The sequence below is a fragment of the Streptomyces sp. NBC_00631 genome (assembly GCF_045206895.1).
Classification (GTDB): domain Bacteria; phylum Actinomycetota; class Actinomycetes; order Streptomycetales; family Streptomycetaceae; genus Streptomyces.
On the sequence record NZ_CP107734.1, the window covers coordinates 9,393,228 to 9,409,252 of the forward strand.

Annotated in this window: 8 protein-coding genes; 2 read left to right on the forward strand and 6 right to left on the reverse strand. The window is 70.1% G+C overall.

The window, feature by feature from the left end; translation table 11 throughout:
* Positions 1-5: 5 nt before the first annotated feature.
* Positions 6-1,217: a cytochrome P450 gene (locus OHB00_RS42620; RefSeq protein WP_406443196.1), complete on the reverse strand. Its 1,212-nt coding sequence runs from the start codon at positions 1,215-1,217 to the stop codon at positions 6-8.
* A 124-nt stretch (positions 1,218-1,341) separates the two neighbouring features.
* Here OHB00_RS42620 and OHB00_RS42625 point away from each other — a divergent pair, with 124 nt between their 5' ends.
* Both OHB00_RS42625 and OHB00_RS42630 read left to right on the forward strand, forming a co-directional pair.
* Entirely contained in the window at positions 1,342-1,995 is a 654-nt protein-coding gene (locus tag OHB00_RS42625; RefSeq protein ID WP_406443198.1) for a TetR/AcrR family transcriptional regulator, read from the forward strand.
* Positions 1,996-2,356: 361 nt separating this feature from the next.
* On the forward strand, positions 2,357-5,635 hold the full coding sequence (locus OHB00_RS42630; RefSeq protein WP_406443200.1) for a lectin: 3,279 nt from the start codon (positions 2,357-2,359) through the stop codon (positions 5,633-5,635).
* Positions 5,636-5,703: 68 nt separating this feature from the next.
* Here OHB00_RS42630 and OHB00_RS42635 read toward each other — a convergent pair whose 3' ends face one another.
* The 5 genes from OHB00_RS42635 to OHB00_RS42655 form a co-directional block, all read right to left on the reverse strand.
* Positions 5,704-7,188 carry a hypothetical protein gene (locus OHB00_RS42635; protein ID WP_406443201.1) on the reverse strand — a complete coding sequence of 495 codons (1,485 nt, stop codon included), beginning with the start codon at positions 7,186-7,188 and terminating at the stop codon, positions 5,704-5,706.
* Positions 7,189-7,252: 64 nt separating this feature from the next.
* Entirely contained in the window at positions 7,253-9,901 is a 2,649-nt protein-coding gene (locus tag OHB00_RS42640) for an MGH1-like glycoside hydrolase domain-containing protein (RefSeq protein WP_406443203.1), read from the reverse strand.
* A 133-nt stretch (positions 9,902-10,034) separates the two neighbouring features.
* Positions 10,035-11,648: a hypothetical protein gene (locus OHB00_RS42645; protein ID WP_406443205.1), complete on the reverse strand. Its 1,614-nt coding sequence runs from the start codon at positions 11,646-11,648 to the stop codon at positions 10,035-10,037.
* Between the two features lie 279 nt (positions 11,649-11,927).
* Positions 11,928-13,637, reverse strand: a complete 1,710-nt coding sequence (locus OHB00_RS42650; protein ID WP_406443207.1) for a carbohydrate binding domain-containing protein — start codon at positions 13,635-13,637, stop codon at positions 11,928-11,930.
* A gap of 448 nt (positions 13,638-14,085) precedes the next feature.
* On the reverse strand, positions 14,086-15,264 hold the full coding sequence (locus tag OHB00_RS42655) for an MFS transporter (protein ID WP_406443209.1): 1,179 nt from the start codon (positions 15,262-15,264) through the stop codon (positions 14,086-14,088).
* Positions 15,265-16,025: the final 761 nt, after the last annotated feature.

The window sequence follows — 16,025 nt, forward strand, 5'->3', positions numbered from 1 at the left end:
CGCCTTCACCAGGTCACGGGAAGCTCGCTGACCCCGCCGGTGAGGGTGGTGCGCATCGTGAGGTCGCCGACATCCTTGGCGAGGCGCAGCCCGGGCAGGCGCTCGGCGAGGGCGGCGAAGACGATGCGCAGCTCCGTACGGGCCAGGCTCGCGCCGATGCAGAAGTGCGGGCCGTGGCCGAATCCGAGATGGTTCCGTTCCGGACGGTCGGGGTCGAACGTCTCGGCGTCGGTGTAGACGGCCGCGTCGCGGTTGGCGGCGTTGATGGAGAGGATCACGGCGTCGCCGCATCGGATGGTGACCCCGGCGATGTCGACGTCGGTGTGGGCGTAGCGCAGCAGACCGAGGTCACCGGGGGCGCCCAGGCGCATGACCTCCTCGACGGTGGCGTTGACCCGGCCGGCGGGGTCGGCGGTCAGTGCCTGCCACTGCTCGGGGCGGGTGAGCAGGAAGAGCGTGCCCAGCCCGATGCGGTTGACGGTGGTCTCGTGCCCGGCGAACAGCAACCCGACGCAGAGCCTGATCATTTCGGAGTAGTCGAAGTCCGCGTCGGCACGCTGGGCGCGCACCAGGTCGGAGATGACGTCCTCGCCCGGCCGGGCGCGTTTCGCCTCGGCGAGAGTGATCATGTAGTCGTTGAACTCCTCCCGCGCCCGCTCGGCGCCGTCACCGATGGCGTAGTTCGCCATCCGCTCCGACAGCGAGGCGAAGTGGGCGCGGTCGCTCTCGGGCACGCCGAGCAGCCGGCAGATGACCGCGACCGGCACCGGGAAGGCCAGCCCGGCATGGAGGTCGACCACCCCGTCGGGGGCGGCGGCCCGCTCGGCGAGCAGCCGGTCGATGCAGCCGTCCACGAGCTGCCGTACGTGATCGGAGAGCAGCACCATGCGCCGGGCGGAGAAGGCCGGGGTGAGCAGCCGGCGCATCCGGGTGTGGTCGGCCTCCTCGGTGGCGTAGTTGCCCGAGGGGCCCTCCTGCACCGCGGCGGTGGTGATCCGGGACGCCCGTTCCGGCTCGGGATGGGAGCGGCCGAGCCGCTTGTCGCTCAGGAGGTCGCGCACCTCGTCGAAGCGGGTGACCAGCCAGGCCGGATCCCCGGCCGGTGTGGTGACCGGCGTGATCGGCGCCTGCCGGCGCAGCACCTCGTACAGAGGCGCGAGATCGAGCACGTTGGGTCGTGCGAAGGGCAGTCGGGAACGCTCGGCGGCACCGTTCATGGTCCTCCTCCTGGACCTCGGAACGCGATCTTCCGGCACTTCGACCGTAACACTTTATTGTCAGTCACTGCCAATAATGTTTTCGGCCAGTCGCGCCGCGGTTCGGGCGTGATTGGATCGCCCGATGGAGGACGTGACGGTGGACAGCGGCCCGACAGCGCGCCGCCGGGGACGTCCCCCGGTGAGCGACCGGCAGCGGCAGCGACAGCGCCTCGACATCTCCCGCCATGCGGTCCGGCTGTTCGCCGAACAGGGAGTGGCGGCCACCTCCGGTGAGCAGATCGCGCGGGCGGCCGGAGTCTCGGAACGCACGCTGTGGCGCTGCTTCCCCAGCAAGGAAAGCTGCGTGGAGCCGCTGCTCACCCAGTCGATCGCGGCCTTCCGGACGGTCCTGTACGCCTGGCCGTCCGGCGTCGACCTGACCGAGCACCTGCGCGCCGCCTACCAGCCCGCACTCGACGCGTCGTCCGGCGGGGACGCCGAGGCGGTTCTCACCGTGATCCGGATGACCCACGAGGAGCCGGCGCTGCGTGCCGCCTACCTGGTCCTGCGGGAACGCGCGGAGGAGACGTTCACCGAAGTGCTCGCCGACCGCGCGGGCGGGTCCGCCGGCCTGCTCGACCTCCGTATGCAGGCCGCCACGATGAGCGCCGTGCTCAAGGTGGCGACCGACGACCTGGCCCGGGCCGTGGCCGAGGAGGGCATCACCGCCGAGGCGCTGCGCCGGCACCGTGAGCAGCTCGCCGACGCGCTCCGCCCGGTCACCCGGGGGCTGTAGGGGTCTGTACGGGGGCCGTTGCCGGGGAGCCGTAACTCCCGCAAGGCTTCGCACCGTTGAGCCCGGCTCACCCGCCTCCGTGAACTTCGCGCGCAGAAAGTCTTGTTGACCTCGTTGACATGCCGCAAGCACAGGCGTTTCACTCAACACTCGTGCATGGCAACGTTGTCAGGACGCCGTGGGGGCGACCGGGCTCGTTGCCTGTCGCCGGCATTCCGGTGTTTCTCGGCGCGCCGACACCTGATGTGCGAAGCACGAACTGCTGCGGAGGCAACCGATGGTGAGACCCCGACGTTCACCCGCACCACGCACCACCCGAGGAAGATTCCGCCAACGCCTGGCTGTGGTCTGCGTTCTGGGCATGGCAGCCCTGCCGCTCCAGGCGGTCGCGAGCGCCCATGCCGCGAGCACCGCGACACCGGCCCTCGTGGCGGACCCCGCGTCCCTCGTCAACCCCCTCATCGGCACCTCCGGTGCGGTGGACACCTTCCCCGGCCCCGACATGCCGGCCGGCATGGTGCAGTGGGGCCCCGACACGACGCCGGACCGCCCCGACGGCGGCGGCTACGAGTACGCCGACAAGAAGATCTCCGGCTTCAGCCTCACCCACGTCTCCGGACCCGGCTGCCCGGTCGCGGGCGACCTGCCCGTCCTGCCGGTGACCGGTGCGCTCTCGGGCGACCTCGGCAGCACGTCCGTCGGCTTCAGCCACGCCGACGAGCAGGCCGCCATCGGGTCCTACAAGGTCACCGACGCCAACGGGGTGAAGACCGAGCTGACCGACACCACCCGGGCCGGTCTCGGCACCTTCACCTTCCCCGCGGACCAGCAGGCGAACCTGCTGTTCAAGCTCAGCGGGGGCGCCACCCAGGTGGACGGAACCCGCGTCCAGGTGGTCAACAGCAAGGAGATCAGCGGCGCGATCGACAGCGGCCACTTCTGCGGCGCGAGCAACCGGTACACGCTGCACTTCGACATCAAGTTCGACCGGCCGTTCACCGCGAGCGGCACCTGGGTCGGCAGCACCATCACCCCCGACGCCCGGTCGCTGAAGGCGGGCAAGGTCCAGCAGGCTCCCCAGAAGTCCACGTCGAAGCCGCTGAAGGAGAAGCACTTCACCGTCCCGGCGAAGCCGGCCCCGACGGTCCATGAGACCGCCGCGTCACGGTTGTCCAGGACGGCCAAGGCCGCCCAGCCGCCCACGACCGGCGCGAACGGCATGTACCTCACCTTCGACACCTCCGCGAACCCCACGGTCACGGCGAAGGTCGGCATCTCGTACACGAGTGACGCCAACGCGGCGGACAACCTCGGCAAGGAGATCAAGAACTGGAACACCGGCGCCGTCGAGAAGGCCAACCACGACGCCTGGAACACCGTACTGAAGAAGATCCAGGTCGGCGGCGGAGCCACCGACCAGCAGACGCAGTTCTACACCGCGCTCTACCACGCCCTGCTGCACCCGAACGTCTTCTCGGACGACAACGGCCAGTACATGGGCATGGACAACCAGATCCACCAGCTGGCCAAGGGCCAGAAGGCCCAGTACGCCAACTACTCGGGCTGGGACACCTACCGCTCCCAGACCCAGCTGATGGCCATGGTCGAGCCCAAGGTCGCCAGTGACGTCGTCACGTCGATGCTCAACGGCTACGACCAGACGGGCCTGCTGCCCAAGTGGGCCTCGAACAACGGCGAGAGCTACGTGATGGTCGGTGACCCGGCCGCCGGCATCATCACCGACGCCTACGCCTTCGGCGCGCGGGACTTCGACACCGCCAAGGCCCTCGCCGCCCTCCAGCACGAGGCCACCGTCCCGAACAACGACCGCCCCGGCGAGTCGGTACGGGACACCAAGGGCTACCTCCCGCTGGACGAGAACGACTACAACTGCTGCAACTTCTACGGCCCGGTCTCCACCCAACTGGAGTACGACTCCGCCGACTACGCCCTCGCCGCCTTCGCGAAGTCGCTCGGCAGGACGGCCGTCTACCAGAAGTTCGCCACCCGCGCCCAGGACTGGATGAACGTCTTCAACCCGCAGAGCGGCTATCTGCAGGCCAGGAACAAGGACGGCCAGTTCGCGGGCGGGTTCACCCCCGGCACCTCCAACGGCTTCGTGGAGGGCACCTCCGCCCAGTACACCCCCATGGTCCCCTTCAACCTGCAGCAGCTCATCCAGGCTCGTGGTGGCGCCAAGGCGTACTCGTCCTACCTGGACAGCCTTCTCGACGACATCACCAGCCCCGGCGGCACGGACGCCGACCTGAGCAACGAGCCCAGCGTCGAGATCCCCTGGGAGTACGACTACACCGGTCAGCCGTGGAAGACCCAGGCGGCCGTCCGCGCGGCCCAGCAGGACCTGTACTTCAACGCCCCGGTCGGCTCCTTCGGCAACGACGACCTCGGCGCCATGAGCTCCTGGTACGTCTGGTCCGAGCTCGGCATGTACCCGGAGACCCCGGGCACGGACACCCTGGTGCTCGGCAGCCCGGCGTTCCCGGTGGCCCAGGTGACCCTCGGCAACGGCAGGACGGTGCGGATCAACGCGCCGCAGGCCGCTCCCGACGCGCCGTACGTGCAGTCCCTGAACGTCAAGGGCAAGGCGTGGAACAGCTCCTGGCTGTCGTTCCAGCAGTTCGAGGGCGCGGGCACGCTCGGCTACACGCTCGGCACCCAGCCGAACACCGCCTGGGCGTCCGGTGCGTCGGCGGTGCCGCCGTCGGACACCACGGGCGGCGGCCGGGTACTGGCCGCGACCGGTCCCAGCAACGGTCTGGTCCTCCAGCCGGGCGCGGCCGGTGACGCCACCCTCGACCTGACCAACCTCGGCAGCAAGGCCGTCACGGTCGACTGGACGGCGACGGCACCCTCCGGCGTCACCCTGGACACGGCATCCGGCTCACTGACCGTGCCCGCCTCGGGCAGCGCCGAGGCCAAGGTCCACGTCACCGCGGGCGCGGACGAGGGAACGTACCCTGTCACCTTCGCCCTGACCGACCACAGCACCGGTACGGCACTGTCCGGGGCGACCCTCCGCGTGGCCGTCGCCAAGGCCGGCGCGCTGTGGCCGTACGCCACCAACGAGGGCATCTACCCCGACGGCACCAGCTACTCGGGCGGCTTCGACGGCGGCGGCTGGGCCTACTCGCAGAACGCGCTGTCGGCGGCCGGCGTCACAAGCGGCTCCACCCTCACGGTCGACGGAATCTCCTACACCTGGCCGACGGTGACGTCCGGTCAGCTCGACAACGTGGAGATGGCCGGCCAGACCCTCCCGATGCCGGCCGGCACGTCGGGGACGTCGCTGGGGTTGCTGGGGGCGGCGGTCAACGCGCCGACCAGCGGGGTCTCGGGGACGCTGACCGTCACCTACACCGACGGCACCACCACCCAGGCGACGGTCGGCTTCTCGGACTGGACGCTCAACGGCGGACCGAGCAAGCCGCTGCCGAGTGACACGACGGCTGTCACCACCGCCTACCGGAACACCGGGAGCGGGGGCCGGGACGGTGTGAAGACCTACGTCTTCGCCACCAAGGTACCGCTGGACGCGTCCAAGCAGGTGGCGTCGGTGACGTTGCCGGTGACCGGCTCGACGGGCACCGACCACCTGTTCGCCTACGGCTTCGGCCAGTAACTCCGGTATGGAAAGGGCCGGTTCCCCGGGCGGTGTGCCCGGGGAACCGGCCCTCCTCATGCGTGCCCCTACTGGACCCAGCAGTTCTTGGCCGTCCCGTAGACCGGGTCGCCGAAGACCGTGTTGCTGCAGGGTGTGCCGCCCGTGAAGCTGCCGTAGAAGTACTGGCCGTCGGCCCCGAAGGCGACCTCATGAGTGCCGGTGAACGAACAACTGCCGTTTTCGGCACCGCAGTTCGTCCAGGTGACGAAGGACGGCGGCGCACCGACGAGGTAGCACGACTTGACGGTGCCCCCGGCCGGATCGCCGAACACCGCGTTGGAGCAGCTGGTGTTGCCGCCCAAAGTCGCATAGGAGTAACTGCCGTTGGCGCCGTAGGCGACGGTCATCACACCGCTGTACGAGCAGGTCTCGTTCTCACCCGCGCACCGCGCCCACACGTTGGTCGTCGGCGGTGCGGGTTCGGCGTAGCACGACTTGACCACCCCGGTCGCGGGATCGCCGAAGGCGTCGACGCCGCACACGGTCGGGCCGCTCTCGGTGCCGTAGTCGAACCTGCCGCCCGCGCCGAACGCCACGGCCGAACTCCCGTTGACCGCGCACGTCCCGCCCTCGCCGGCGCACGGGTTCCAGGTGCCCGGCAGGGCCTGGACGGTGGTGCCCGTGCCGCCGGTCGTGTACGCGGCGACGTAGTCCACGCTCATGGTGGCTCCCGACGTGGTCGAACCGGAGGGCGTGGTGCAACCGCACGCGCCGTTCGGGAAGTTGCCACCCATGGCGAGGTCGAAGATGATCGACAGGTTGTGGTCGAAGGCGGCCTGCCAGGTGGCGGTGCCGACCTGGCTCTCGCCGACCGAGAAGTAGGCGCTGCCGTCCAGGTAGAAGGTGATGGACTCGGCCGAGGTGTTGGTGCGGTCCAGGATCATCGAGTACGTGTGGTAGCCCGTCTGGCAGCCGCCACAGGCCCGCAGACCGCTGGTGATGCCGGTGCCCTCCTTGCACGGTCCGTCGGGATAGACGCCGCAGTGGACGGTGCCGGCCACCTCGGACAGGGCGTTGACGTCCTCCATGATGTCGATCTCGCCGTTCTCCGGCCACTGGCCGGGGCCGAGCATCCAGAACGCCGGCCAGTACCCGGAGCCGACGGCGGGGTTCGGCTGCATGATCGACGCGGTGACCATGAGCTTGCCGCCGGCCGGTGCGCCCACGTCGGCGGTCGGTGTCTGGATGCGGCCCGACGTCCACGCTCCGCCGGAGTTGAGGGCGGTGATGGCGAGGTTGCCGTTGCCGTCCAGACGGGTGTTGGCGGTCGAGGAGGTCATCGTCTCGATCTCGTTGGTCCCGAAACTGGAACCCGGGCCCGTGTCGAACATCCAGTTCGCCGCCGAAGGGGCCGTACCGGCCGCCCCGTTGAAGTCGTCGGCGAAGACGGTCGACCAGCCGGAGGGCGCCCCGGGCTGGGCGGCACCGGCGTTCGTGCCGAACGCGAGGGTACAGAGCAGGGCGCTGATCAGGGCCAGGACGGGGATGCGTAAAGGTCTCCAGCCAGCCATGTTCCACCTTCTTCCGGTCTTTCGGGCTTTCGATGACGGAGTGCGAGGCATGTACGAGGGGGAGTCACTGGACGTAGCAGGCCTTCACGGTCCCGCCGGCCGGGTCGTCGAAGACAGCGTTGTCACAGGGCGTGCCGCCGGTGAAGCTGCCGTAGGAGTAGTGGCCGTCGGCCCCGTAGGCGACCTCGTGGGTGCCGGTGAACGAGCAGCTGCCGTTCTCCGCGGCGCAGGTGGTCCAGGTGGTGAACGTGGGCGGCGGGGCGATCAGATAGCAGGATTTGGCGGTGCCGGGGGTGGGGTCGGGGAAGGCCGTGTTGCTGCAGGCGGTGCTCGGCACGGTGGCATAGGTGTATGTGCCGTTGGCGCCGTAGGCGACGGTCATCACGCCGGCGTACGAGCAGGTGCCGCCCTCGGTGGCGCACGGGGCCCAGACGTTCGTCGTGGACGGTGGCGTCTGGACGTAACAGGCCTTGGCCATGCCGCTGATCGGGTCGTCGCCGAACGCCGTGTTCGTGCAGGCGGTGTCGCCGGTGGCGGTGAGGTACCTGAACCGGCCCTGGGCGCCGAAGGCCAGGGTCTGCGTGCCGGAGACCGAGCAGGTGCCGTTCTCCAGCGCGCACTGCGCCCAGGTACCCGGCAGCGCGGTGTGCTCGGTGGGGGACACGGTGCCCGTGGTCGGGTAGGCGACGGTGTACGAGCCGGGTTGCACACCGCGGAAGTAGATGTAGTCGGCGTCCTGGTCCGCGCTCGCGACACCGGTGGCGCCGGTGAAGGCGGTGCCGTTCCAGGCGGTGGTGCCGTTGATGGTGACGGTGTGGCTCTGGCCGAACCTGGGTACGGCGATCACCCCGGTGGAGCCGGTGTCGGAGCCCGTGTCGACCCGCATGGTGAAGCCGCCGGCGGCGGGGTGGTCGTAGCTGACGTGGACGGTCTTTCCGGCGGCGACGGTCAGGGTGCCCTCGACGTGGGTGAGGTCGCCGGGGTGCGGGACCACCTGGTAGGCGGTGCCGCCCGCGCTGGTCGGCTGGATGCCCAGGACGTCGGAGGTGAGCGCTCCGGTGGGACCGGTGGACCAGCCGTGCGCCATGCTGGTGAAGGAGCCGCCGTAGGGGCCGACATCCCCCTGGTTCGAATAGCCCTCCCAGAACGTGCTGTTGGTGCCGATCGGCGAGTCGAGCATGAAGCCCCACTCGGTCCGGATGAGGTTCAGGGCGTTGGTGTCGTCACCGGCGGCGAGGTGGGCATAGACCTCCATGGAGCCGGTGAACGGGGAGATGTTGTTGTTCCACTCCGGGGTCTGCGAGCCGCGGCTGCCCCAGCGGGTGCGCAGGTAGGCGGTCACACTGTCGGCCTGCGCGGCTGTGGAGGTCACGCCGTACCAGACGGCCAGGGAGTTCCCGTCCTGCGGGTGGACGGTGCTGGTGGGGTTGTCCTTGTAGGCGCCGGCGGACGCGTCCCAGAGACTGGAGTTGATCTGCGTTCTGAGTGCCGCGGCCTGGTTGCCGTAGCTGGTCGCCAGTGTGGTGTCGCCCTCGGTGCGGGCCAGGGACGCGCCGGTGGTCAGGACCCGGTAGAGCATCGCGTTGGCCGCGATGTTCTCCCCGCCCTGGCCGGTGCGGGCCCAGTCCAGGGTTCCGGTGACATCGAGCAGGCCGTTCCCGTCGACCTTGGCGGTGATGAAGTCGACGCCGCGCTTGTACTGCGCCCAGATGCCGTCGAGCCAGGTCCGGTCGGCGGTGTCCAGGTAGTAGGTGTAGGTGCCGAGGAGCGTCCACATGTGGTACGTGTCGGAACCGAAGAAGTTGAACTCCGGACCGGCCCAGGGCAGTTCGCCCGACGACTGCTGCATCTGGTACACGGTGGCCAGCGAGTTGCGGGCGGCGGTCATGTCGTCGGTGCTGACATAGGCCGTGGGCAGGGAGATGCCCATGTCGCCGGGCCATACGGAGCGGTCGCGTTTGGCGCCGTCGGTCAGGACCTCGCTGCCCACCCCCACCACGCCGTTGTTCTCCCACCCGGAGGAGGGCAGGGGCCACACCCGCCCCTGGGTCGGATCGATGGTGTCCATCTGGACGGTGTAGGCCCCGGCGTACCAAATGCGGTTGAGCAGGGTGTCGTTGGAGTAGAAGTAGTCCGGGTAGGCGGCCGGGTTCGTGGCTCCGGGGGCGGCCGAGAAGGCGAGCGAGACGCCGTTGACGTCCACCCAGCCACCGGAGTTGAGAAAGAGCGTCAGATAGCGGAAGCCGCCGCGCAGTTTGTCGGCGGGCATGGTGTAGCTGCCGGCGCCGTTGACCATCGCGTAGATCGCGCCGTCCGTACCGCCGCCGGAGTTGTCGCTGCTGTTGCCGACGTACAGCGACGACTCGCTGAAGGCCAGCCCCACGCTCTGCCCCGCGCCGCTCGCGCCGGAGAAGGAGAGGGTGACGATGCCGCCGACCTCTTTGCCGAAGTCCAGGGTCACGGCGGAGCCGTTGCCGTTCAGCCGGGTGGCCTGGTGCGACAGCACATGGGTGGGATCGCTCACCGACCCGGCGGTCCGGTGGACCGACACCGGTGCCAACGTCCGGGAGGTCGGCGCGAGGTCGTACTGGTCGCCGGGGGTGGTGGCGGCCGCGGTGGCCGCCGTCGCCCGGGGTGGGGACTCGAAGGGTGCCACGCCGCCGAAGGCCAGGCCGAGGCCGACGACGAGCGCGATACGGAACGCGCCTTTCACGGGATGGTTCTCCTCAATCTCGCAGGGGAAGGGCGGGGAGGGGGCGGGGCACAGAAGTGCCCCGGGTGATTGGAACGTTTCATCCGGCCCGGCAGAGCAGCCCTGAAGGGGCGTGCTCGGCCGGAAGCCGGGGCTACTGCACGAAGCAGGTCTTCGCGGTGCCCACGACGGGGTCGGTGAAGACGGTGTTGCTGCACCCGGTCGAGCCGCTGACGGCCCGGTAGACGTACCGTCCGGCGGCGCCGTAGGCGACCTCGTGCTGACCGCTGAAGGAACAGGTCCCGCCCTCGGCCGCGCAGGAGGTCCAGGTGGTGAACGTGGGTGGCGGGGCGATCAGATAGCAGGATTTGGCGGTGCCGGGGGTGGGGTCGGGGAAGGCCGTGTTGCTGCAGGCGGTGCTCGGCACGGTGGCATAGGTGTATGTGCCGTTCGCGCCGTAGGCGACGGTCATCACGCCGGCGTACGAGCAGGTGCCACCCTCGGTGGCGCAGGGGGTCCAGACGTTCGCCGCGGGTGGCGCGGTCTCGGAATAGCAGGCTTTGACGACGTCGGGGGCCGGATCCTCGAAGACGGTGTTCGAGCAGGAGGTCGAGGCGGTCTCGGTGCCGTAGTTGAACCTTCCTCCCGTCCCGTAGGCCACCGTCGTCGGCCCGCTGATCGCGCACGTGCCGCCCTCGCCGGCGCACTGCGCCCAGGTCCCCGGCGGCACCGACACGGTGCCGCCGGTGCCGGCACCGCCGGTGAACTGCTGGAAGGTCCGGGCGAAGTCACCGGTGTTCTGGCTGATGCCGCTGCAGGTGCCCGAGGCCGTGGTCTGGCCCGGGCAGCCGCCGTTGTCGCGGTTCTGCGACCAGTACGACAGCAGGGCGATGCCCTTGGACGCGTCGTAGGCCTCGACGCTGCTCGCGTCGGCGAGCGTGAAGACCTCGCCGGCGCTGTCGTTCTGCCCGATCATCGGCGTGTTGCCCAGCTTCGCGTACGCGGCGGCCGTGGAGATGCCGAAGACGCTCGCCACCTGGCCGGCGGCGGCGTCCACGGCCTGGTTGGCGGCCGTGCCCATCTCGATGCCCGCGGCCCCGTAGTCCATCGTCATCAGGTTGACGACGTCGGGGGTGAAGCCGTTGGAGCGCGCGTTGTCCAGCAGGCTGACGTCGTCGCCGCTCAGCCCGCCCGAGGTCGCCGGAAGGGTCAGGGAGATGGACAGCGAGCGGCCGTTGGCACCGGCCCAGTCGCGTACCTGGGTCAGCGCCTTGTCCCGGCGGTCGATGCCGGCGGCGTTGGTCAGCGACGCGGACTCCACGTCGAAGTCGATGTGCGACAGATCGAAGGTGGTGACGACCGACTCGATCTGCGCGGCCGCCGCCGCCGGGCTTCCGCAGGAGTCACCGAGTTCGGTCAGCGCGGTGTCCGCTCCGTAGCCGCCGAAGGACACGGAGACGTCACCGCCCAGGGCCCGGAGGCTGTCGATCTGGGACTGCAGTGCCGCCTGTCCGCCGATCGTCCACTGGCAGCCCGGCCCGTCGACGAAGGCGATGGTGAAGAACTTGGTGCCGTAACTGTTCGCGGTGTCGGCGAGGGTGACGTTGCCCGACCAGGTGTCCACGAACGGCGCGAAGACGTGGGCCGGCCATGGGTTGGGGCTGGAAGACGCGAACGCCGGTGAGGGCAGGGCCGGTCCGGCCGCTGCGGCGGCTCCGATCAGTGCGAGGGCGGCGATCGCCGTGCCGGGTCTTGAGCGTGTGCGCATGTGATCTGCTTCTCCTTGGGGCGGGGACGATGTGAATCGATTCAAAAGGAGAGTGCGTCAGTGGTGCAGACCAATCGGGGTGTGGGGTCCAGGCAAGCAGGGTTGACGAGTGCAAGTCAATATGGCTGCGGAGCCTCGTCGTCCGGACCGGAGCGCGAAACGCACCCCGTCGACTCGCCCGGGAGGTGAAGCCCGAGGCCGCCGCCGGGGCGCGCACGGACCGGACTGCCCGTCGGCCCGATGTCCGTCCTGCCGCTGTCTCCGGTACGCGCGGCGCCCTCAGGCGAGGGTGAAGTCGTCCGCGTCGACGTTGGACTGGCCGTACCAGCCGTGGACGTAGACGGTGACCGTACCGCTGCTGCCGGTGGTGAAGCCGACCGTGAGCTGGTTCCAGCTGCCGCTGTTCGACCAGGTGCTCGCGGTGGCACCGCCGCTGACTCCGAGGTAGGCGTACGGGCCCTGCACCCAGGCGGTGAGCGTGTAGCTGTGGTTGGCGGCGAGGGTGACGCTCTGGTCGCACTCGCCGGTGCTGCTGGAACTCGGCGTCACCTGGAGGCTGTGGCTGCCGCTGTGCACCGGCCCGGAGACCACCGCGCTGCCGCCCGTGCAGGTCCAGGGGCTCAGACTGCCGGTCTCGAAGCCCGCGTTGGTCAGCGAACCGCCACCGCCGCCCCCGCCGCTGCCGGAGGACGTGACCGTGAGCGTGAAGGTCGCGCTGTGGCTGCCACTCGCGGCCGTGCCGGTGACGGTGATCGGGTAGGTGCCCGCGGCGACGGACGATCCGACCGCCGCCGTCAGCGTCGAACTTCCGCCGGACGTCACGGAGCCGGGGCTGAAGGTGACGGTGACGCCCGAGGGTGCACCGGAGGCGGCGAGGCTGACGGACTCGGCGCTGCCGGAGCTGACGGCGGTGGCGACGGTCGCGGTCGCCGAACCGCCCTGGGTGACCGAGGCGGAACCCGGCGACAGGGACAGCGAGAAGTCGGTGGTCGTGCCTCCGCCGCCGCCCGAGCTGCCCTCGTAGGGGACGAACGCGTCGGTGAACGCGAGGCTGCTCTGGCTGATCTCGCTGCACGTGGACAGCGAGTTGGCGCTGCCGCTGCACGGCTGGTCCCGGTTGGCCGACCAGAACGCCAGCCGTCCGACACCGTTCTGGGCGGCGAAGCTCTCCACGGTCTGGGCGTCCGCGAGCGTGAACGTGGACCCGTCGTCGTTCTTGCCGATCATCGGGGTGATGCCGAGGTCGGCGTACGTGTAGCCGGAGTCGACGGACTGCATCTGCGCCAGCGTGGCCCTGGCGGCGGAGAGGGCGGCCTGCCCCATCTCGGTGCCGGTGCCCGCGTAGTAGTCCATGGTCATGATGTTGACCACGTCGATCCTGATGCCCGCGTTCTTGGCGGCCTTGAGGATGTTGACGCCGTCGTTCGTGAGCCCGCTCGTCAGCACCGGCAGGGTCATGGAGAACCGCAGGTTCGGGTTGGACGCCTTGAGGTCCTTCATCGCCTGCATCTGGCGGGCCGCGGCGGCGGTGTCCGCGACGGCGGCGCCCTCGACGTCGAAGTCGAGCTGGGTGACGCCGTAGTCGTTGATGATGGCCTGGTAGCCGGCGTCGATGCTGCTCTGGGTGGAGCACGTCCAGGCGAGCGGCTCACCGCTCGCCCCGCCGGAGGAGACGATGACGGAGGCGCCCTCGGACTTCGCCCTGGCGATCTCGGGGTCGGTGTAGGAGTCGTTGCCTATGGGGAGCGTGTCGCCCCAGATCTGGGTGCAGCCCTCGCCGAGCACGAAGGCCGCCGTGTAGGCCTTGAGGCCGTGTCCGGTGACGGCGGTGTCGAGCAGTCCTTCCTGACTGTTCGACATGTCGACGTAGGGAGCCACGGAGTAGACGCTGCTCGCCGCGGCGTTGCCGGCGGGGGCCAGCGCGACGGTGACGCCGGTGGCCGCGAGTGCGAGGGCACACGCGGAGGCCGCAAATCGTGTCAGGTGCATGACAGTGGCCCTTTCGGGATGCCCATCTAGGGCGGGGTGGTGGGGGGTGGGCCGGGATTTGGTACATACCAAACCGCCGAACGGGCCCTTCCGTCAAGAGGACTAGACCAACTGACTGCCATTCGGATCGGGCCGGCGCGCGCCCCCGCAGAGGGGACGGTCGCCTTGTCCGGGCGCCGGCTCGTCGGCGGTCGGCTCGCCCGGCCTCGGGGAAATGCGCACGGTCAGGGGGCCGGTTCGCGATGCGGATGTCGTCGATGCCGCCCGGGGGCACAGCGATGACGCCGCCCGCGTACTCGTGGACGCCGCCTGGGTGGGGGCAGGCCGACCGGCCGGTGGTCGGGGACGTCGACGAGGGGCGGCCATCGGCGGGGCGCCGGAGTGGTCGGACGGTGCGGCAGGGGGGCCGTTCCGGGTCCCGTTACTTTCCGACCAGCCGGTCGGCCGGTCAGGAGGAGGGTTCGGTCACGGTGGGCCCGCCGCGGCGGAGGGTGACCAGAGCCGCCCACACCATGGCCACCAGCGGGATGACGCCGGAGATGATCACCTGGCCCTGGCTGGAGACCGCGCTGTTGGGCGTGCCCAGCAGGTAGCCGACGCCGATGCAACTGCGGGACAGCGCCTGGAAGCAGGCCCAGGCGCTGCCGTGCACCTCGGCCGGCACGCGCGCGTGCACCGCGTTGCGCAGACCGACGTTGCAGGCGCCGTTGCCGAAGCCCGCGATCAGGAACAGCGGGAAGATCACCGCGGTCACCGGGACCAGACCGGTGACGAGCAGGCCCGTGCCGATGCCCAGGACGCCGCCGACGATCAGCAGGCTGTGCCGGTCCGACCAGCCCGCGCGGCCCGCGAGCAACGCGCCCGGGACGGACCCGAGGGCCCAGGTCGCCAGGAAGAGACCGAACACGGTGTCGTTGCCGTTGACGACGTCCCGCAGGTAGTAGACGCCCGCGACGTTCTCGATGCTGGTGGCCACCATCGCCGCTGCCAGCGCCGGCATCAGCGTGCCCACCACCGGCGCGTCGCGCAGCGCCCGGTAGCCGTCCGCCAGTCTGGTGGCGGGGCGGCGGCCGATCGCCACGTCCACGGTGCTGGGCACCGCCAGCATGGTGCAGCCGGCGAGCACGAGGAAGGACGCGGCGTCCACCGCGAGCAGCGCGGGGGTGCCCCACAGGGAGTTCAGGAAGCCCGCCATGGGAGGGCCGATCAGTCCCGCGACGGACAGGCCGGCCGTCAGCAGGCTGTTCGCCCGGCCCGTGTGCTCCTCGCCGGCCACGACGGGCAGCATCTTGAACCCCGCGGCCACCGAGGCCACGCCGGCCAGCGCCGACAGCGCGACCAGGGCCACCCGTACATGGAACCCGCCGACCGCGGTGGCCGCGCCCAGGGACAGCGCCTGGACCAGCAGCGCCCACAGGCAGACGGCCCGCGCACTGAACCGGTCCACCACGGAACCGATCAGCGGTGCCGCGAGCACCGTGGGGACGAGCTCGGCGAGCATCACCTCGGTCACCCCGAAGCGGATGTCCCGGTCCGCGGCGTGCAGCACCAGGCCCAGGGTGGCGAGCGTGTCACCGAGACGGGAGAAGAGCGTCCCCGCGATGAGCACCTGCGCGGCGACCGGCATCGTGGCACCCGGGCGCAGCGCGGCGAATGGCGCTCTCCGCGTCTTTTCCGTGTCCAATCGATTCCAATCCGTCCGCCTGCCGGGCCCATTCAGCCTGCTCGCGCATCAGATTAGGCCTGCTCCTACAGTGGTAGAGCGTCCACCGGCCACCGGGACGGAGTGCTTCCCGGCCATTGTGCGCCCCGCCCGAACCCGAGGCGGGATCCCAATTTCTCAGCCACGAGCAGCACTTCACCGAATGTCCACACATGTTCCACATCGACTCCTGCTGTGGTGATATCGGAAGGCCCGGTCCGTGCCTCACCCGGGATGATGTGCATCCGGGGCGTTCCGGACGTCCTTTCCGGGCCCGGCGGTGCCGGTGCGGGAGATCGGCGTGCCGATGTCCGTGTGGGAGCCGTAAAGCGTGCTTTTCGGCCAATCGCTGGAGATGCGGCGGTCTCTGCCCGTGAACCGATCCACTCCCGCCCGCCGTTGCGGAAAGCGCCTTCCCTGTGCGTGGAGTTATCGAGGCCGACCAGATGAATGTCCGGAAAATGCCGGGACAACGAGTCCCCTCATTCTCCGAGGAGTGGAGAAAAGCGAACGAACCGGTATCTCCCGAAAGGGCCACGGAGGTCACCGTCCGGCGAACCGGGCCTGCCCGCCGGCCGCCGGAGCCATCTGGTCGCCATCCGGGACGCTGCCTGGTCAGCGTACTTGCCGGTGAGCGCCGGAGACGCCGCCCGGCCACCGGAGGCCGCCCACCGGAGTGCCGAGCC